A 17688-nucleotide genomic window follows, 5' to 3' on the forward strand; every position below is an offset into this window, starting at 1 on the left:
GGAGGCGCGGTTGAGGGTGCCGTCCGGATTAACTGCAACCTTACCGGAGGTATCAGGAACCTGCTTTACGCAAACGATAGCTTTCATAATTCAGTTACTCCTCCTATTTCCTTACTTACCCAGGATGTTGCCCGAGATGACAACGCGCTGGATTTCCGAAGTACCCTCATAGATCTCGGTGATCTTAGCATCACGCATCATGCGCTCTACCGGGTAATCCTTCGTGTAACCGTAACCACCGCACATCTGTACAGCCTTGGTGGTGATGTTCATAGCAGCCTCGGAGGTGAACAGCTTAGCCGTTGCAGCATCCAGGGTGAACTTCTCGCCAGCAGTCTTCTTGATTGCAGCCTTGTAGGTCAGCAGGCGGCCTGCCTCGATTGCTACGTGCATGTCTGCAAATGCGAACTGGGAGTTCTGGAACTTCGAGATCGGACGGCCGAACTGTACACGGCTCTTAGCGAAGTTCATAGCCTCTTCCATTGCGCCCTCTGCAATACCCAGAGCCTGTGCAGCGATGCCGATACGGCCGCCGTCCAGAGTCTGCATTGCGATGTTGAAGCCCTTGCCTTCACGGCCGAGCAGGTTCTCCTTGGGAACGATGCAGTCGGTGAAGACGATCTCGGAGGTGGGCGAACCATGCAGGCCCATCTTGGACTCGTGCTTGCCTACCGAGAAGCCCGGGAAGGAGCTCTCTACGATGAACGCGGAAATGCCCTTGGTGCCCTTGGACGGGTCGGTCATTGCAAATACAACAAATACTTCAGCAACGTAACCGTTGGTGATGAAGATCTTAGAGCCGTTGAGGACATAGTGGTCGCCCTCGAGAACTGCGGTGCAGGTGCCCTTAGATGCGTCAGAACCAGCGTCGGGCTCGGTCAGGCAGAATGCGCCTACCTTGTGACCCTCGGTCAGCATGCGCAGGTACTTCTGCTTCTGCTCTTCGGTACCATGCTGGAGGATCGGACCGCAGCACAGGCCGTTATGGGTTGCAACGATATCGCCGGTCGAAGCGCACTGCTTGGACAGCTCCTCGATTGCAAGCGCACTGCACAGGTCGTCTGCGCCAGCGCCGCCGTACTCCTTCGGTACGATCATGCCCATTACACCGAGGTCAAACAGCTTCTCGATGTTCTCGCGGGGATAAGTGCAGGTCTCATCGGTCTCTGCAGCGATGGGCTTGACTTCAGTCTCAGTGAAGTCCTTCATCATCCGGCGAACCAGATCCTGTTCACGGGTCAGATGGAAATCCATGTTCAAGTCTCCTTTTGATATTGGATTTAAATGTATTGTGCCGATGCCGGTTAGTACACCGGCTTTCTGCCAGGTAAAAATCTCCCGAAAAAACGATGATGGCACAAAAATTCCTGTTTTTTCAACGCTGAGAAAACAGGCCCTTTGTATCCTACCTTCATATTTTGCTCATACAGTATGTATTTTGCTCATATTCATGGTAACTCTTGTTTTTTCGCATTCAATATACCACATCCGTCCTTCTTCGTCAACCTGGATTTCTTCCGTTTTTACCCGCAATATTACCGAAATCCACCGGTTAATTTGCCATTTCTCTGCGGAATTTTCACAATTTGCAACTTTTGAGTAAATGTTGGTCTAAAATTTTTATTTTTGTATTTTTTATGTGTCTTTCTTTTGCCTTGCCACTTGTTGCTTTGGTGATTTTGTGTCATACTTATCGTATCATTCACGATTTGTGCTCCGTGAAATAACCACAATTTCCCATTTTGGGTATTTCGTATTTGCGAACAATGTACTGAATAATGAACATTTTCACTGTGAAAGGAGCTGTTTTGCATGAATTATGTACACGAATCCAACCGCATCTCCCTCTCTTCTCCGCAGGGTGAATTGCTCGCCGAGATCACCTTTCCGCTCGCACATGATAATGTTGTAAATATCAATCACACCTATGTTCATCCCGATCTGCGCGGCCAACAGGTCGCAGATACCCTCATGCGTCTGGCACTGGATGACATCCAGAAAAACGGTCTGACCTTTACCGCGACCTGTCCCTATGCCGTGCACTGGCTGGAGCGTCACCCCGAACACAAGCCCTAAGTTGTGCCATCCGCCATGCACCAGAGCAGAAAGCGCGCACAACTTACGATAACCTGCTGCGCCTGATTGACGACCCCGATGTACGTGACCCGATCAAGTTCCTGCGTCAGCGCGAGGTCGTTCACTTCCAGCGCTTCGGCGATGCCCTGCGCAATGTTCAGGAAAATCTGGATGCGCGCAACTACTACGCCTACAACCCCGAGTTTGACGTACAGCGTCTGCCCGATCCGCGCAAACGTCCCAAGATCTAAACCAAACCATCTCCTCGTCCCGGTGTGCCCCTGCGGTGCACCGGGATTCTTTACAATTTGCGCTTGCACCCGCCCTGCCTTTCACGCTATACTGAAAAAGATATCAAAGCGAAAGGATCTTGTGTCTTATGAACCTTACCAAGCGCGATGTGCTCGAACTGCGCCGTCGTCTGACCAAGAACGGTTGTTCCTTCTCCCGTATGGCAGGCTGCTATGTCGGCGGAAATCGAACCATCATTACCAAGTTTGCGCAGCCCTTCCTCGATCTGGAAGACGATGCCTTCTATAAATACCTCGAAATCGCAAAAAAGGTGCTCTCGGGTACCCCCGGCGGCAATCTGCTCGAGCTGTCCATGGCCGAAAATGAAAACACCGCCGAGATTCGTCAGTTCCTGATTGCACTCAAGGAAAGCAAGCTCAAAAACGACGGTATGCTCGACCGCTTCTACGAACTGGTCATCGAACACTACAATTATGCCGGAAATTACCTCATTCTGCTCTTCCACGACGTCTACGACGTGCCCTCGCGTGCCGAAGATCACGCAAAGCTCGACGAGTCCGAGGAGGTATACGAGTACTTACTGTGCGCCCTGTGTCCGGTTGAGTTGTCCAAGCCCGGTCTGAGCTACCACGAGGACGACAACTCTTTCGCCCCCCTCGTGCGCGACTGGGTGGTCGGTCTGCCCGAGATCGGCTTTGTCTATCCCGCGTTTTCCAATCGTTCGGCCGATCTCAGCTCGGTCATGTACTTTGTCAAGCCCGGCAAGGACTCCCAGCACGACCTCATGCGTCATGTTCTGGGCTGCGCTGTTCAGCGTACGGCCTCCGAGGAGAAAAATGCCTTCCAGAATCTGGTCACCGAAGCCTTCGGCACCGAAAAAGAACAGGCCGAGAACGCCTTCCTGCAAATCCAGAAAAACCTCAACGAACTGGTTGCCACCCGCGACGAGGACGGTCTGCCGCCCATCGAGCTGACCGCAGAGGCCGTTTCCGACGTGATGGTCGATGTTGCCATGCCGCAGGAAGCCAAGGAACAGATTGTACGCGACTACCAGTCCACCTTTGCCGACGCTCTGCCCTGTGCGCAGAACCTCATCGACAACAAACTGGTACAAGCCGGTTTGCAGCGTGAGGCTACCCTTGCTCTGACCAGCAAGATTGAATCCCTCGAGCAGCAGCTCGCCGAGAAGAACGAGCAGACGGCCGACTCCGACCTCCCCTGGGATGAGACCTCGCCCGCAATCGTGCTTCAGGTCTCGGCGGACAAGGCTGAGCACATCGAAGCGCAGGTCATCGACGGCCGCCGCTGCCTGGTCATTCCCTTAGATGAGGGCGACTCGGCACGCATCAACGGTGTCGCTGCTCCCCTCTGATCGGCACACGCTTAAAAATGCACCGTCTTTTTGTCAAGATTTGATCGTTTTTTTGCAGGTTATCGTGCCTTTCTTTGCTTTTTCTGCACCTTACTTGACCTGCCTGTCAAAAAAACGTATAATAAATCCTGTACTGAAAAGGTTTTATTCTCTCATCAAAGGAGGAACTATTCCGATGGCTTTTGAACAGGAATATCAGAAAAAATTAACCTCGGCCGATGAAGCGGTCAAGGTTGTCAAGTCGGGTGATTGGGTCGACTTCGGCTGGTGCACCGGCACTCCCTACGCTCTCGATCTCGCGCTGGCAAAGCGTGTCCCCGAGCTGTCTGACGTCAAGTTCCGCGGCGGTATCCTGCTGCGTCCGCTCGCCTGCTTCTCGGCTCCCGAGGCAAACGAGCGTCTGACCTGGAACTCCTGGCACATGTCCGGCATCGAGCGCAAGATGATCGCAAACGGCAACACCTTCTACGGTGCGCTGCGTTACTCCGAGCTGCCCCGTTGGATCCGCGAGAACTGCGAGCCCATTGACGTGGCAATGTTCCAGGTTTCCCCGATGGACAAGCAGGGCTACTTCAGCTTCGGCCCCAATGCGTCCCACATGGCTGCTGTCTGTGAGCGTGCACGCGTTATCATCGTTGAGGTCAATCCCAACATGCCGCGCTGCCTGGGCGGCTTTGAGGAAGGTATCCATGTCTCCAAGGTTGACATGATCGTCGAGTCCGACTCCCCCATCGGTATCCTGGGCGGCGGCGGCCCGGCAACCGAGGTCGACGAGGCAGTCGCAAAGCTCATCGTTGAGGAGATCCCCAACGGCGCTTGTCTGCAGCTCGGCATCGGCGGTATGCCCAATGCTGTCGGCTCTCTGATTGCACAGTCCGACCTCAAGGATCTCGGCGTTCACACCGAGATGTACGTTGATGCGTTCGTCGACATCACCATGGCCGGCAAGATCACCGGTTCTCAGAAGTCCATCGACCGCGGTCGTCAGACCTTCGCATTCGGCGCAGGTACCCAGAAGCTCTATGACTTCATCAATGACAACCCGTCCTGCATGAGCGCTCCGGTCAGCTACACCAACGACGCGCGCACCATCGCACAGATCGATAACTTCGTATCCATCAACAACGCAGTTAACCTCGACCTCTTCGGTCAGGTCAACTCCGAGTCCGCTGGCATCAAGCAGATCAGCGGTGCAGGCGGTCAGCTCGACTTCGTCCTGGGCGCTTACCTGTCCAAGGGCGGCAAGAGCTTCATCTGCTGTTCCTCTTCCTTCACCGACAAGCAGGGCAACCTGCAGTCGCGCATCCTGCCCACCCTGGACAACGGCTCCATCGTCACCGATGCTCGCCCGAACGTTCACTACGTGGTCACCGAGTACGGCAAGGTCTGCCTCAAGGGTCTGTCCTCCTGGCAGCGTGCCGAGGCTCTCATCTCCATCGCGCACCCCAAGTTCCGCGACGAGCTGATCGAGCAGGCTGACAAGATGCACCTGTGGAGAAGATCCAACAAGCGCTAAGTAACACCGTTTTTTCTGCCCCTGCCCTTCCGGCAGGGGCCTTTCCCAGTAAAGGAGGGATTTCTCTATGGCAACCGAAGCTTTCCTGCATGACATCACGGCACAGGCCCGCGAAGCCATGGAAAGCCTGCTTTCACAGGCAAAATGCAAGCCGGGTGACCTTGTCGTCGTCGGCTGCTCCTCGAGCGAGGTGTTAGGCTCCAAGATCGGCACGGCTTCCAGTCCCGAGGTCGCACAGGCCATTCTGGACGGTCTGCTTCCCGTATTGTCGCAGCACGGTCTGCGTCTGGCTGCGCAGTGCTGCGAGCACTTAAACCGCGCACTGATTGTCGAGCGCTCCACTGCGGACGCATTCGGCTACGAGGCGGTCAACGTCGTGCCCCAGCCCAAGGCAGGCGGCTCCTTCGCCACCGCAGCCTATCACACCTTCTCTGACCCGGTTGCAGTCGAGCACGTCCGTGCACGCGCCGGTTTGGACATCGGCGGTACGCTCATCGGCATGCATCTCGCGCATGTCGCGGTGCCCGCCCGTCTGTCCCGCCGTCAGATCGGTGAGGCCATCGTACTCGCTGCACGCGTACGCCCCAAGTTTGTCGGCGGCAGCCGTGCGGTTTACGACGAAGCCCTTCTCTAATCCATCTACACAAAGGACGATCTATGAAACGCAAAGCTGTATTTTTTGATTTGGACGACACCCTGTACAGCGGTTTCCCGGAGGGTGACGCCGAGGGATTTATCCGCTGCGGACAGTATGCCGCGGCCAACTGCGGCGTATCCGCCGAGGATTTCACCGCCCGCATCCGTCAGGCACGTGAAGACCTCAAGGTTGTACTGCCCCGCGAGCCCGAAATTCACGACCGCACGCTAGTCGCACAGCAGGCGCTCGAGGCCTTCGGCATCAATCCCATTCCGCACGCGGAAGCCATGCACGATCTGTACTGGTCGGCTGTCTTTGACCACATGATCGTGCGTCCGGGTGTTGCCGACTTCCTGACCGAGCTGCGCGAACGCGGCATCAAGGTCGGTGTGTGCACCAACATGCTGGTCGGCATTCAGATGCGCAAGCTGTGCCGTCTGGGACTGGCTGACAAGGTGGACTTTTTGGTCACCAGTGAGGAGGCCGGACGCGACAAGCCCGATTCGCCCATTTTTGAGCTGGCACTCAAAAAGGCTGGCTGTACGCCTGCTGAGGCACTCATGGTCGGCGACAACTTTACCCACGATATCATCGGCGCACACCGCGTCGGTATCGACGGTCTGTGGCTCCACGTGCACGGCGAGCCACCTGTGACCGCTGACTTTCCCTTCCTCGAGGCTGCCGACTTCTATCAGGCGGCTGACCTCATCCGTTCCGCACTCGACAACTAATTTTCAAAGGAGATATATATCACCATGCAGCATTTTATGTGTAAGCCGCAGGGCGTTTGCGCTCGTCTGGTTGAGTTCGATCTGGACGGCGACACCGTTCACAACATTTCTTTCGTAGGCGGCTGCAACGGCAACCTCAAGGCCATCGGCTCGATCTGCGAGGGCATGACCGTTGATCAGATTGAAAAGGCATTCACCGGCATCGACTGCGGTGGCAAGGGCACCTCTTGCTCCGATCAGCTCGCCAAGTGCCTGCATCAGGCTTTACAGCAGGTAAAGGGTTAAGTCTTTACACGCATCAAAAAGCACCGTCGTTTGACGGTGCTTTTCTTATGTCCCGGGCAATTACTTCCAGCGCAGACCCTTGGGGTAATGGTTCTTGAGCATGCCGCCCGAGGTCTTTCCCCATCCTAAGGAATATCCATCGGTCAGCACCAGTGTCCAGCCGTTCTCGCCTTCCCACGGAATCGCCTCACCGCGCAGGTAGCGCTCGACCAGCGGCTGCTCTGCGGGCAGGTCAATGACGCGCAGGGCATCCTCCGCGCGCAGCGCGAGCGCCAGCGCGTGCGCCGGTTCAAAGCGTCCCTTGCGCACGGTGCCCAGCTGTAAGCCCTGACGCAGCACGCGCAAGCCGTTTCCGTCCGGCAGATCATCCGGAAGCGCCCAAAGTTGGTCGCCGCACAGTGTCAAGTTTTTAAACTTTACACGCAGATTTTCTGACTCAAATGTACGGTATTCCCCGGGAATTTTCTTATCCGGCAGGCATTGCGCCAGTGCAGGTGCACGACCGGTTTGCCCATCGGTCTTGCGCAGGACGGCGGCAAAATGTCCTTCGCCGTCCAGACGATGCGGGAACAAACGGAAGGTCTGTGCGAGCGACGGATGGCCGTTTTCCGTCCATTCCGGCCGGCCGGGTGCGAAATGTGCGTCTCCGGGCACGGTTTCCACCTGCATTTCCGGGTAACGATCGAGCAGGCGCTGCACGCTGCCCTCGTCCTCCTCGGGTGCAAAGGTACAGGTCGAATACACCAGTCTACCGCCCGGCCGCAGCATGCTCACCGCGCAGTCCAGAATCTCATCCTGTCTGGCCGCGCACTTTACAGGCGCATCTTCGGTCCATTCGGTCACCGCGATCTCTTCCTTGCGGAACATACCCTCGCCCGAGCACGGTGCATCGACCACGATGCAGTCAAAATAACCCGGGAAACGATCGGCCAGCCGCTGTGGTGTCTCGTTGGTCACCATGCAATTACGGATGCCCGCACGCTCCACGCTCTGCGACAGAATCTTGGCTCGTCCGGGATGAATCTCGTTGGCGATCAGGATGCCTTCACCCTGCATGCGTCCAGCCAGATGCGTGGTCTTACCGCCGGGGGCTGCGCACAGATCGAGCACGCGCTCGCCCGGCTTGGGATCGGCCAGTGCACCGACTGCCATCGCGGACGGCTCCTGAATGTAATAGACACCCGCTTCATAATAGGGATGCCGTCCCGGTCTGGTCTCGGGGTCATAGTAATATCCCTCGCGTGCCCACGACACCGGATGCAGTCCAAACCGCGCGGCAAAGGGCGGCTCGGTCTGCGGTTCTTTGAGCGGATTGATGCGCAGACCAAAGGCGCGCGGTCCCTCCATCGCACGGACAAAGTCCGGGTACTCTTCCCCCAGAAGCCTCTCCATGCGCGTCAAAAATGCGGTTGGCAGCGCCATACCGCACCTCCTTTCTCATCCGCTCGGCACTCGCCGCGGATGCACTTTTCTGATTTGTCTTTATTATAGCATGACTGCCTTCTCCCTGAAAAGCCGTCGACCCGCTTTTTGGGTGTTCGACCGTTTTCCCCGTCCTTTTCCATTTCTCTTTATGAATATCTTACAATTTCTGCCGTGTACATTTGTGCGTTCTGTCCTCGCGTTTTGCCCAAAACCCGGTTGACATTCCCCATCCCCTTTGTTAGAATATACTCAACGGCAAAGAAAATTTAAAAATCTGTTTACATTCTTACTTGGATTGTTACTGGTTATGCAGGCAAAACCAAATTTCTTCAGTATAGTAATACCTATACCTTGGGGAAGTTTGGTTTTTTTGTTTGCTCTAAACTGTGTGCATCGATCCTCTGCGCCGAAAACTCTATTTTGTGATAGAAAGGCTGTGTTTCTATGTTCGGAAAACTCAAAAGTATGTTTGGCGGCGGCGGTATCTCCATTCCCGCTCCGGTTGCCGGTGAGGCAGTCGCACTGTCTGAGGTAAGTGATCCTACCTTCGCGCAGGGCATCCTCGGTCAGGGCTGCGCGATCAAGCCTACGGTTGGCCGTGTGGTCGCTCCGGTTGATGCAACGGTTTCCATGATGTTCGAAACCGGTCATGCAGTCTCGCTCGACACCTCGGACGGCGTGGAACTGCTGATTCATGTTGGTCTTGACACCGTAATGCTCAAGGGTGCACATTACACCCCGCACTGCGCAACCGGCGACAAGGTTAAGGCTGGCGATCTGCTCATGGAGTTTGACATCGACGCCATCCGTGCAGCCGGCTACGACACCATCACACCGGTCGTTGTCTGCAATGCAGATGACTTCAGCAATGTAAGCTTCAAGACCGGTTCGGTCGAGGCAATGGGCGATCTGCTCACCCTCAAAAAGTAATTTATGATTGCAGGCTGTCCGCGCCTCATTCGGCAAAGTCAGCTTTATGATGTGTCCCCTACCGGATGCATCGCAATATAGTAAGCGCTGCTTCGGCAGCAAAAAAATCTAATTCATCATTGGAGGGGTAAAACTATGATGAAATTCTTGCAGCGACTCGGTAAGTCTCTGATGCTTCCCGTCGCATGTCTGCCCGTCTGCGGTATCCTGATGGGCATCGGTTACGCGCTCTGTCCCGCCACCATGCAGGGTGGTGACGTGTCGGGCGCCCTTCAGATCATCGGCTTCTTCCTGGTTAAGGCAGGCGGCGCGCTGATCGATAACATGTCCTGGCTGTTCGCTGTCGGCGTTGCCGTCGGCATGGCAAAGGACAACGATGGTACTGCCGGCCTGTCCGGTCTGGTATCCTGGCTGATGATGACCAAGCTCCTGCAGCCCGCTGTCGTTGGTACGCTGACCGGCGTTGCTGTTGAGTCGGTCAATCCGGCTTTCTCCAAGATCGAGACCCAGTTCATCGGTATCCTCGCTGGTATCATCGGTGCTGCTTGCTACAACAAGTTCAAGGACACCAAGCTGCCCGACGCACTCTCGTTCTTCTCTGGTAAGCGCTGCGTTGCAATCGTTACCGCAGTCGTTTCCATCATCATGGCTGCCATCCTGTTCTTCGTATGGCCGGTCGTTTACGGCGCTCTGGTTGCTCTGGGTTCCGGTATCGTCAGCCTGGGTGCTGTCGGCGCTGGTATCTACGCTTTCCTCAACCGTCTGCTCATTCCCTTCGGTCTGCACCACGCACTCAACTCCGTATTCTGGTTTGACGCCATCGGCATCAACGATCTCGGTCAGTTCTGGGCTGGCGCTACCGCTGCTACCGACGGCCACAGCCTCGGTATGTACATGTCCGGTTTCTTCCCCTGCATGATGTTCGGTATCCCCGGCGCTGCACTGGCTATGGTTCACACCGCCAAGTCCAACAAGAAGAAGATCGCTGCCGGTCTGCTGGGCGCTGCTGCACTGAGCGCATTCGTCTGCGGCGTTACCGAGCCGTTCGAGTTCGCATTCATGTTCCTGGCTCCCGTTCTGTACGTTGTTTACGCTCTGCTGTACGGCATCTTCGCTGCTGTTACCGTCGCTCTGGGCTTCCGCGCTGGCTTCTCCTTCTCGGCTGGCCTGACCGACCTGGTATTCTCCGCAAGCCTGCCCGCTGCTGCTAAGACCCTGCTGATCATTCCGCTCGGCCTGGCTGCTCTGGTAATCTTCTACCTCGTATTCCGCGTGATGATTTCCGCACTTAACCTCAAGACTCCCGGTCGTGAGGATGATGATGAGGCTGTTGACGAGAGCAAGGTTCAGCTGGCAAACAACGACTTTACCACCACGGCTCAGATCATTCTGGAAGGTCTGGGCGGCGCTGGCAACGTCACCTCGGTCGACAACTGCATCACCCGTCTGCGCCTCGAGGTCAAGGACCCCCTGCTCGTAGACGAGAAGAAAATCAAGTCCGCTGGTATTGCCGGCGTCATCCGTCCGAGCAAGACCGCTGTTCAGGTCGTTGTCGGCACCAAGGTTCAGTTTGTTGCTGACGAGTTCAAGAAACTCATGTAAACTCATACATTCGGGGTGGACGATTTGCGTCCGCCCCGATTATCTATCTCTGATGTCCCTTTATTTCACCATACATATCAAAAAGAAGGAGTGCATTTTCCATGAGAATTATCGCTGCAAAGGATTACAATGACATGAGCCGCAAGGCCGCAAACATCATTTCGGCACAGGTTATCCTCAAGCCCGACTGTGTTCTCGGTCTGGCAACCGGCTCCTCCCCGATCGGCACCTACAAGCAGCTCATCGAGTGGTACAAGAAGGGTGATCTGGACTTCTCTCAGGTCAAGACCGCAAACCTCGACGAGTACCGTGGCCTGCCCAAGTCCAACGACCAGAGCTATGACTACTTCATGAAGGACAATTTCTTCAACCACATCAACATCAACTTCGACAACCTGCACATTCCGGACGGCGAAGAGCCCGATGCTGAAAAGGCTTGCGCAGATTACGACCGCATCGTTGCTGAGCTGGGCGGCGTTGATCTGCAGCTGCTGGGCATGGGTCATAACGGCCACATCGGCTTCAACGAGCCTTCCGATGTCTTCGCAAAGGGCACCAACTGCGTAGACCTGCAGGAGAGCACCATCGAGGCAAACAAGCGCTTCTTCGCTTCCATCGATGAGGTTCCGCGCCAGGCTTACACCATGGGTATCGGCACCATCATGTCGGCTAAGAAGATCCTGGTTGTTGTCAGCGGCAAGGACAAGGCTCCCATCGTCAAGAAGGCATTCTTTGGCCCGATCACGCCCCGCGTTCCGGCTTCCATCCTGCAGCTGCATCCCGATGTTACCGTCATCGCAGACGCAGATGCACTGTCCGAGTGCGAGCTGTAATTTAAACCATCAAAAAGGCGCATCCTTCGGGATGCGCTTTTTCTATGCTCGTATTCTTATAAGCTTATGCAAAAAAAGACCGGAACCCGCAGGTTCCGGTCTTTGCTGTTTGTCTTAGGACTGGAGCAGCTCGTTCAGAATCTTGTCGTGATTGACACGGGAATCGATCGAACGAATTGCGTTGCGCAGCGGCAGGACAGATGCCGGGGATACCGACAGCTCGTCGATGCCGATTGCCAGGAAGGTCTCGGTCAGGCTGGTGTCTGCACCCAGCTCGCCGCAAATACCGATCCAGATACCAGCCGCATGTGCGTTGTCTGCTGCCATCTTGAGCATACGCAGAACTGCCGGATGGTGAGAATCGTAGAACTTATCCAGATTGTTGCCCTGACGGTCAACTGCCAGCGTGTACTGGGTCAGGTCGTTGGTACCAACAGAGAAGAAGTCAACTTCCTTCGCCAGACGGTCACTCATCATAACTGCCGACGGGGTCTCGATCATGATACCCAGCTCGACATAGTCTGCCATCGGCACGCCCTCTGCAGCCAGCTCCTCGCGGACATTCTTGCAGATGCGCTTGATCTCCTGAACTTCCCATACAGAGGTGATCATCGGGAACATGATTGCTACCTTACCGTATGCAGATGCGCGATACAGTGCACGCAGCTGGGTCTTGAAGACTTCCGGACGGGTCAGGCAGATACGGATCGCACGCAGACCCATTGCCGGGTTCTCCTCGTGGTCGAGGTTGAAGTAATCAGCCTGCTTGTCTGCGCCGATGTCCAGCGTACGGATGATAACACGCTTGCCGCCCATGCGCTCTGCAACCGTCTTATATGCCTGGAACTGCTCTTCCTCGGTCGGATAGTCATTGCCCTGCAGGTACAGGAACTCCGAACGGAACAGGCCGATGCCGCCGCCGTCATTTGCCAGAACTGCATCCATATCACCAGGGTTACCGATGTTGCAGTAAACCATGATGTTCTTGCCGTCTACGGTCTCGTTGGGCTTGCCCTTGAGCTGGTCGAGCAGCTCCTTGAGTGCGCGCTCCTTGGACTGCTTCTTGGTCAGACGGTCACGGGTAACCTCGTCTGCGTCTACGACAACTTCACCGGTCTGGCCGTCAACAAAGACTTCCTTGCCCTCGTAAGCTTCCTTGAGCTGGTCGCCTACGCCGATGATTGCCGGGATGCCCATGGTGCGTGCCAGAATTGCGGTGTGGGAGTTGCCCGAACCGCCTGCGGTGACAAAGCCCAGAATCTTGGACTTATCGAGCTGTACGGTCTCGGACGGTGCCAGATCGTCAGATGCCAGGATAACCGGTACGTCGGAGTCGATACCGCCCTGAACTGCACCCATCAGGATGCCAACAACGCGGTTGGAAATGTCCTTCACGTCGGCTGCGCGTGCCTGCATGTAGCTGTCGTCCATTGCTGCGAACATCTCAGCGAACTGCACGCCGGTGTCGCTGACAGCAGCCTCTGCATTCAGGTGATCGCTCTCGATCAGGCCCTGAATAGCTTCTACGTAATCGAGGTCATCGAGCATCATCTGGTGGGTTTCGAACAGGATTGCTGCCTCTTCGCCCGCCTCGTTGAGTGCCTTTTCGTACAGCTCACCGAGCTGGCCGATCGCGGTTGCCTTCGCAGCCTCGAAGCGTGCCCATTCAACTGCCGGATCAGCGTCGGTCACACGCGGTACCGCGCCGGTGCTGCGGCGGTAGAAATACAGCGGGCCGACAGCCACGCCGTTGGATACGCCCTTGCCATTGATCGTAATCATCATTACTGTTCTCCTTCTACTCCATGATATCATTTTTCCCGCGCGGGTTGAATCCGCGCAATGTGGGCGGTTAAATAGAGCTTTTCGTCCGACGTCATGGCAAAATGGTACTGTTTTTCTACCATTTCACCGATGCGCTCAGTGCAGGCATAAGCCGCCGGATATTTCAGGCGGATAACCTCGAGCATTTCCTGTTCGTCATCGTCATAATGCGTGCCGGACAGAACGCGCTGGGCGAAAAACTTGAGATGGGTGATAAAGCGATAGTAACTGAGCGAGCTTTCATCAAAGTCAATCTGGAAGGTGTCGTGGACGATGGCGCAGACCTCCTGCATGATGCAGGTGACCTGATAGGCACCGCCTACACTCTGGGTATCATCTTCCATCTCCGCATTGACAAAGTGCAGCGCAATAAATGCCGCCTCATCATCGTCGAAGTGGATACCGGTCTCCTCCTCGATGACCTCAACCGCTTTGCAGCCGATCTCGAATTCATCGGGATAGAACCGACGGATGTCCCACTTGAGGGGATTGGAAAGCACGATGCCCTCCTGTTCTCGAGTGATCGAACCCGAAATATGGTCAGGCAGGGTTACATAGATGCTGTCGCTGAGCTTCTTGCCCAGATGGAGCTTTGCATGTCCAATAATCCGTTCGGCCATGAGCATGTGCTGCAAAGGAATGCTGCTCGCAATTTCCAGAAACTTGGCCGAGGCACCCGGTTCGGACAAAGTGAAGGTTTTTTCGACCTTAGATGGGTCGATCAGGTCACCGATACGGGACTTAAATGCCAGTCCCCGTCCCATAACCACAACTTCCTTGCCCTGTGCATTCCGCGAAACTGCCACATTATTGTTTAAGATCTTGGTGATATTCATGCAACATACGCCGACTGCACGCCGGACGTTCCCCCTTTTCTGCTCACATAGGCCAGCTTTACTATACTATTATACCGTTTTTATGCGCTATTGTAAACAAGTTCTCGGATTTTTTTGCATATTGCTTTGTACATAGTGCACGACCTACTTCCAACCCTTTCCTCCGGCGATATTTGTCTGTTTTCATCGTTTTTCGCGACTTTTTCACCCATTTTCGTGCAACTTTCTTTCACATCTGCCTTGACGCAGGCACTGCGCCGTGGTATCATAAAATTAGACTAAAGTTAACCAAAACTAACACCAGAAGGAGTCCTCTTTATGCATGTCATCAGACACATTTCTCCCGCGATCACCTGGGTCGGCGGCAGTGATCGCCGCCTCTCCCGTTTCGAAAACCTTTTCCCTATTCCACACGGTGTTTCCTACAATAGTTACCTGATTTCCGATCAGAAAACCGCCCTGCTTGACACTGCCGATGCTTCCATCCTTCAGCGCTTTTTAGAGAATGTCAGCGCTGCGCTCGATGGTCGCCCACTTGACTACCTCATTCTCAACCACATGGAGCCCGACCACTGCGCAGGCATCGTCGCCCTGCTCGAGCGCTTCCCTAACCTTCAGCTAGTCGGCAACGCCAAGACGCTCACTCTGTTTTCGCAGTTCTATGACCTCCCGCTGGACGGCCGCACCATCACCGTTCAGGACGGTCAGACCCTCTCGCTCGGCTCGCATACCCTGCAATTTTTCTTTACACCAATGGTGCACTGGCCCGAGGTTATGATGACCTACGAGCAGTCCGAAAAGGTTCTCTTTTCTGCTGACACATTCGGTTCTTTCGGTGCACTGGGTGGCACGCTTTTCGCCGACGAAGTCGATTTTGCCCGCGATTGGCTGCCTGACTATCGCCGTTACTATGCCAATATTGTCGGTAAATACGGTGTTCAAGTGCAGAATGCGCTCAAAAAGCTTGCTGCTGTCGATATCCAGACCATCTGCCCGCTGCACGGTCTGGTCTGGCGCAAAGATCTGAATGTACTGCTCGAAAAATATGACCTTTGGAGTCGCTATCAGCCCGAAGAAAAGGCTGTCGCCATCTTCTACGGCTCCATGTATGGCGACACCGAAAACGCTGCCGATCTGCTCGCCTGCGCACTTGCGGATGCCGGTGTACACAACCTCGCAGTCTACGACCTGTCCGAAATTCATGTCTCCGAAGCCATCTCTGAGATTTTCCGGTGCAGTCACATTGTTCTCGCCGCTCCTACCTACAATAACGGCATTTATCCACCCATGCTGACGCTGCTGCACGATATGAAGGCACTCAATGTGCAGAATCGCACGGTCGCTTTGATCGAAAATGGTTCCTGGGCTCCGACTTGCGCGAAAAATATGCGTGCGCTCGTCGATGAACTCAAAAATATGTCCGTTCTCGAGCAGACTGTCACCATTCGTTCGGCAGTGAAGGATGCAACTCGCACCGATCTGCTCGCACTTGCTCAGGCGATCGCACAGTCGGTACAAGGCTGATTCGCTCGACCAAATCCCCTTGACAAACATTCCGCGGAAGATTAAAATGTATCTATCCGCGGATGTAGTTTAGTGGTAGAACTTCAGCTTCCCAAGCTGACCGTGCGGGTTCGATTCCCGTCATCCGCTCCATCATATCCGCACCGTCCTGTGCACATGCTGCACAGGGCGTTTTTTTACCTAAAAAGAAAAACCACCGGTAAAAACCGATGGTTTTGGGGTCAAATCAGTTTTGCTTTGCGAAGTTTAATCACAGCAACGACCAAACCGACCGCTTCTGCGATGGGAAAGGCCAGCCAGATGCCCGCAGCGCCCAGAAAACGGGAGAGCAACCAGCCGACCGGAACGATGACGACGAGCTGACGCAGGAGCGAGATCACGAGCGAATCGCGACCCTGACCGAGTGCCTCGAACACGCCTGACGCGACCACGCCGACCGTGGACACCACAAAGCTCAGGCCGATCATGCGCAGCGCAGTTATACCGCTTGCCATCAGCTCGGCGTCGGCATCGAAGACGCGCAGAATGGCCGCTGGGAAGCACAGTGCACCGACCGTGCCCACGATCATAATGACTGCGACGATGCGCAGGCTGTACGAAATGGTCTGACGCACGCGAGCATGCTCACCCGCACCGTAGTTATAGCTGATGATCGGGCGCATGCCCTGAATAACGCCGCAGGCGGGCATGTTGACGAAGGTCTGGAGCTTGTAATAAAGGCCGAATACCGCGACATAGACGCTGCCCAATGCAGCGAGCATGCCGTTTAAGATACCCGTGAGCACGGACGGCATCGCGAGCATGAGTGAGGACGGAATGCCGATGTTATAGATACGCTTTGCCAGAATTTTGTCCAGTTTCACACCGCGCAGCGTGATCTGCACGCCGACATCGCGGGTCAGGAAGATTACGACGTAGAGCAGCATGGCGACGATCTGCCCGATGACGGTCGCGATGGCCGCACCGCGCACACCCAGCGCAGGCAGACCAAACCAGCCGAAAATCAGGATGGGATCGAGCACAATGTTGATGATACAGCCGCTCGCCATGAGCACCATGGTGGTTTTCATGCGTCCAATGCCCTGAAAGATCTTCTCAAAACACATTTGCAGCAGCTCGCCGAACGACAGGCACATAACGATATAGGTGTAATCACACGCCCACGACAGCGTGCGTGCATCGTCGGTGAACATGCTCAGGAACGGTCGGGTGAGCACCACGCCCGCGAGGACGAAGATCACGCAATGAATGAGCACGAGCAGCACGCCCAGCGAAGCTGCTCGGTCGGCCTGTTTGCGCTCCCCTGCGCCAAGGTGCATGGATACGACCGAGCCGATACCTACGCCCATGCCCACGCCGACCGACATGATGGCATTTTGCAATGGAAAAGCCAGAGATACTGCGGTCAGTGCATCGGTACCCAGTTTAGTGACCCAGATGCTGTCGACGATGTTGTAGAGCGACTGGATGAGCATGGACAGCACAACCGGAATGGACATGGAAATCAGCAGTCCAAACACCGGTTTTCGCCGCATAAATTCTTGTTTTTCGTTCATTTTTACCCCTTTCTGCACAAAAAAAATCGCCTTCCCAGCCTGTTGAATGCGGGAAGGCGTGCATGTCTTGATAATCGTTTGAGACTTAGATATTGTAGCATATTTTGCAACCTGACGCAAGACAAAAAACTTGCACCGCAGCCAAAAATGAAGCTTTCGCTCAAGCCTTTCTCGAAAGGCTTGCGGAGCCTTGAGGCAGAGCCTCAAGCCGCCGTCCGCAGACGGCGGAACTCCCCTTTGAAACCCGGTGTCCGGCCCGGGTTTCAACCTAGACATACACAGGAAAAAG

16 protein-coding genes, 1 tRNA gene and 2 pseudogenes are annotated in these 17688 nt (G+C 55.2%); 12 read left to right on the forward strand and 7 right to left on the reverse strand.

What is annotated here, in order from left to right:
* The 3 genes and pseudogenes from B5D52_RS16555 to B5D52_RS16135 all read right to left on the reverse strand — a co-directional run.
* Positions 1–87, reverse strand: a pseudogene (locus tag B5D52_RS16555) (electron transfer flavoprotein subunit beta); the annotation flags it as partial.
* A gap of 24 nt (positions 88–111) precedes the next feature.
* Positions 112–1254, reverse strand: coding sequence for an acyl-CoA dehydrogenase (locus B5D52_RS10670; RefSeq protein WP_016146872.1), 1143 nt, complete (start codon positions 1252–1254; stop codon positions 112–114).
* 281 nt (positions 1255–1535) lie between these two features.
* The gene (locus B5D52_RS16135) at positions 1536–1706 is read right to left on the reverse strand and encodes a hypothetical protein (RefSeq protein ID WP_155827634.1); all 171 of its coding nucleotides are present in this window, start codon (positions 1704–1706) and stop codon (positions 1536–1538) included.
* A gap of 106 nt (positions 1707–1812) precedes the next feature.
* Between B5D52_RS16135 and B5D52_RS10675 the strand changes: the two genes are divergently transcribed.
* The 7 genes and pseudogenes from B5D52_RS10675 (at position 1813) to B5D52_RS10705 (ending at position 6869) form a co-directional block, all read left to right on the forward strand.
* The gene (locus B5D52_RS10675) at positions 1813–2076 is read left to right on the forward strand and encodes a GNAT family N-acetyltransferase (protein ID WP_016146873.1); all 264 of its coding nucleotides are present in this window, start codon (positions 1813–1815) and stop codon (positions 2074–2076) included.
* Between the two features lie 17 nt (positions 2077–2093).
* Positions 2094–2327: pseudogene (locus B5D52_RS10680) on the forward strand (manganese catalase family protein); the annotation flags it as partial.
* 128 nt (positions 2328–2455) lie between these two features.
* The gene (locus tag B5D52_RS10685) at positions 2456–3700 is read left to right on the forward strand and encodes a DUF4317 domain-containing protein (RefSeq protein ID WP_016146875.1); all 1245 of its coding nucleotides are present in this window, start codon (positions 2456–2458) and stop codon (positions 3698–3700) included.
* Between the two features lie 175 nt (positions 3701–3875).
* Positions 3876–5216 carry a butyryl-CoA:acetate CoA-transferase gene (locus B5D52_RS10690; RefSeq protein WP_016146876.1) on the forward strand — a complete coding sequence of 447 codons (1341 nt, stop codon included), beginning with the start codon at positions 3876–3878 and terminating at the stop codon, positions 5214–5216.
* 67 nt (positions 5217–5283) lie between these two features.
* Positions 5284–5850, forward strand: coding sequence for a TIGR01440 family protein (locus B5D52_RS10695; protein WP_016146877.1), 567 nt, complete (start codon positions 5284–5286; stop codon positions 5848–5850).
* A 23-nt stretch (positions 5851–5873) separates the two neighbouring features.
* Entirely contained in the window at positions 5874–6584 is a 711-nt protein-coding gene (locus B5D52_RS10700) for an HAD family hydrolase (protein ID WP_016146878.1), read from the forward strand.
* 24 nt (positions 6585–6608) lie between these two features.
* Positions 6609–6869, forward strand: a complete 261-nt coding sequence (locus B5D52_RS10705; RefSeq protein WP_016146879.1) for a TIGR03905 family TSCPD domain-containing protein — start codon at positions 6609–6611, stop codon at positions 6867–6869.
* A 60-nt stretch (positions 6870–6929) separates the two neighbouring features.
* Here the strand turns inward: B5D52_RS10705 and B5D52_RS10710 are convergent, their stop codons facing one another.
* Positions 6930–8291 (reverse strand): RsmB/NOP family class I SAM-dependent RNA methyltransferase, encoded by a 1362-nt coding sequence (locus B5D52_RS10710; RefSeq protein WP_016146880.1) that lies wholly within the window; start codon positions 8289–8291, stop codon positions 6930–6932.
* Positions 8292–8738: 447 nt separating this feature from the next.
* On the opposite strand from B5D52_RS10710, the gene B5D52_RS10715 reads away from it, so the two are divergent.
* The 3 genes from B5D52_RS10715 to nagB all read left to right on the forward strand — a co-directional run bounded on the left by B5D52_RS10715 (position 8739) and on the right by nagB (position 11659).
* Complete coding sequence (locus B5D52_RS10715) at positions 8739–9224, forward strand: PTS sugar transporter subunit IIA (RefSeq protein ID WP_016146881.1); 486 nt, start codon at positions 8739–8741, stop codon at positions 9222–9224.
* 135 nt (positions 9225–9359) lie between these two features.
* Positions 9360–10826: an N-acetylglucosamine-specific PTS transporter subunit IIBC gene (gene nagE / locus B5D52_RS10720; RefSeq protein WP_016146882.1), complete on the forward strand. Its 1467-nt coding sequence runs from the start codon at positions 9360–9362 to the stop codon at positions 10824–10826.
* A gap of 101 nt (positions 10827–10927) precedes the next feature.
* Positions 10928–11659: a glucosamine-6-phosphate deaminase gene (gene nagB, locus B5D52_RS10725; protein WP_016146883.1), complete on the forward strand. Its 732-nt coding sequence runs from the start codon at positions 10928–10930 to the stop codon at positions 11657–11659.
* Positions 11660–11773: 114 nt separating this feature from the next.
* Here nagB and ptsP read toward each other — a convergent pair whose 3' ends face one another.
* Both ptsP and licT read right to left on the reverse strand, forming a co-directional pair.
* Positions 11774–13441, reverse strand: coding sequence for a phosphoenolpyruvate--protein phosphotransferase (ptsP, locus tag B5D52_RS10730; RefSeq protein ID WP_016146884.1), 1668 nt, complete (start codon positions 13439–13441; stop codon positions 11774–11776).
* A 29-nt stretch (positions 13442–13470) separates the two neighbouring features.
* Entirely contained in the window at positions 13471–14319 is an 849-nt protein-coding gene (gene licT / locus B5D52_RS10735; protein WP_016146885.1) for a BglG family transcription antiterminator LicT, read from the reverse strand.
* A 318-nt stretch (positions 14320–14637) separates the two neighbouring features.
* Between licT and B5D52_RS10740 the strand changes: the two genes are divergently transcribed.
* Entirely contained in the window at positions 14638–15843 is a 1206-nt protein-coding gene (locus B5D52_RS10740; RefSeq protein WP_016146886.1) for an FprA family A-type flavoprotein, read from the forward strand.
* Positions 15844–15901: 58 nt separating this feature from the next.
* Positions 15902–15975: transfer RNA gene (locus B5D52_RS10745), tRNA-Gly, on the forward strand.
* Between the two features lie 89 nt (positions 15976–16064).
* Here B5D52_RS10745 and B5D52_RS10750 read toward each other — a convergent pair.
* Positions 16065–17399 (reverse strand): MATE family efflux transporter, encoded by a 1335-nt coding sequence (locus B5D52_RS10750; RefSeq protein ID WP_016146887.1) that lies wholly within the window; start codon positions 17397–17399, stop codon positions 16065–16067.
* Positions 17400–17688 lie beyond the last annotated feature (289 nt).

Origin of the sequence: Butyricicoccus pullicaecorum DSM 23266 (assembly GCF_900167005.1) — a bacterium.
Lineage (GTDB): Bacteria > Bacillota > Clostridia > Oscillospirales > Butyricicoccaceae > Butyricicoccus > Butyricicoccus pullicaecorum.

What these genes read in the sequence shown, in the direction of transcription:
- B5D52_RS10685 (WP_016146875.1), top strand. Translation starts at nt 2,456, where the DNA reads ATGAACCTTACCAAGCGCGATGTGCTCGAACTGCGCCGTCGTCTGACC.
- B5D52_RS10715 (WP_016146881.1), top strand. Translation starts at nt 8,739, where the DNA reads ATGTTCGGAAAACTCAAAAGTATGTTTGGCGGCGGCGGTATCTCCATT.
- B5D52_RS10710 (WP_016146880.1), bottom strand. Translation starts at nt 8,291, where the DNA reads ATGGCGCTGCCAACCGCATTTTTGACGCGCATGGAGAGGCTTCTGGGG.
- B5D52_RS10690 (WP_016146876.1), top strand. Translation starts at nt 3,876, where the DNA reads ATGGCTTTTGAACAGGAATATCAGAAAAAATTAACCTCGGCCGATGAA.
- B5D52_RS10675 (WP_016146873.1), top strand. Translation starts at nt 1,813, where the DNA reads ATGAATTATGTACACGAATCCAACCGCATCTCCCTCTCTTCTCCGCAG.
- nagB (WP_016146883.1), top strand. Translation starts at nt 10,928, where the DNA reads ATGAGAATTATCGCTGCAAAGGATTACAATGACATGAGCCGCAAGGCC.
- B5D52_RS10695 (WP_016146877.1), top strand. Translation starts at nt 5,284, where the DNA reads ATGGCAACCGAAGCTTTCCTGCATGACATCACGGCACAGGCCCGCGAA.
- B5D52_RS10670 (WP_016146872.1), bottom strand. Translation starts at nt 1,254, where the DNA reads ATGGATTTCCATCTGACCCGTGAACAGGATCTGGTTCGCCGGATGATG.
- ptsP (WP_016146884.1), bottom strand. Translation starts at nt 13,441, where the DNA reads ATGATTACGATCAATGGCAAGGGCGTATCCAACGGCGTGGCTGTCGGC.
- B5D52_RS10740 (WP_016146886.1), top strand. Translation starts at nt 14,638, where the DNA reads ATGCATGTCATCAGACACATTTCTCCCGCGATCACCTGGGTCGGCGGC.
- B5D52_RS10705 (WP_016146879.1), top strand. Translation starts at nt 6,609, where the DNA reads ATGCAGCATTTTATGTGTAAGCCGCAGGGCGTTTGCGCTCGTCTGGTT.
- nagE (WP_016146882.1), top strand. Translation starts at nt 9,360, where the DNA reads ATGATGAAATTCTTGCAGCGACTCGGTAAGTCTCTGATGCTTCCCGTC.
- B5D52_RS10750 (WP_016146887.1), bottom strand. Translation starts at nt 17,399, where the DNA reads ATGAACGAAAAACAAGAATTTATGCGGCGAAAACCGGTGTTTGGACTG.
- B5D52_RS10700 (WP_016146878.1), top strand. Translation starts at nt 5,874, where the DNA reads ATGAAACGCAAAGCTGTATTTTTTGATTTGGACGACACCCTGTACAGC.
- licT (WP_016146885.1), bottom strand. Translation starts at nt 14,319, where the DNA reads ATGAATATCACCAAGATCTTAAACAATAATGTGGCAGTTTCGCGGAAT.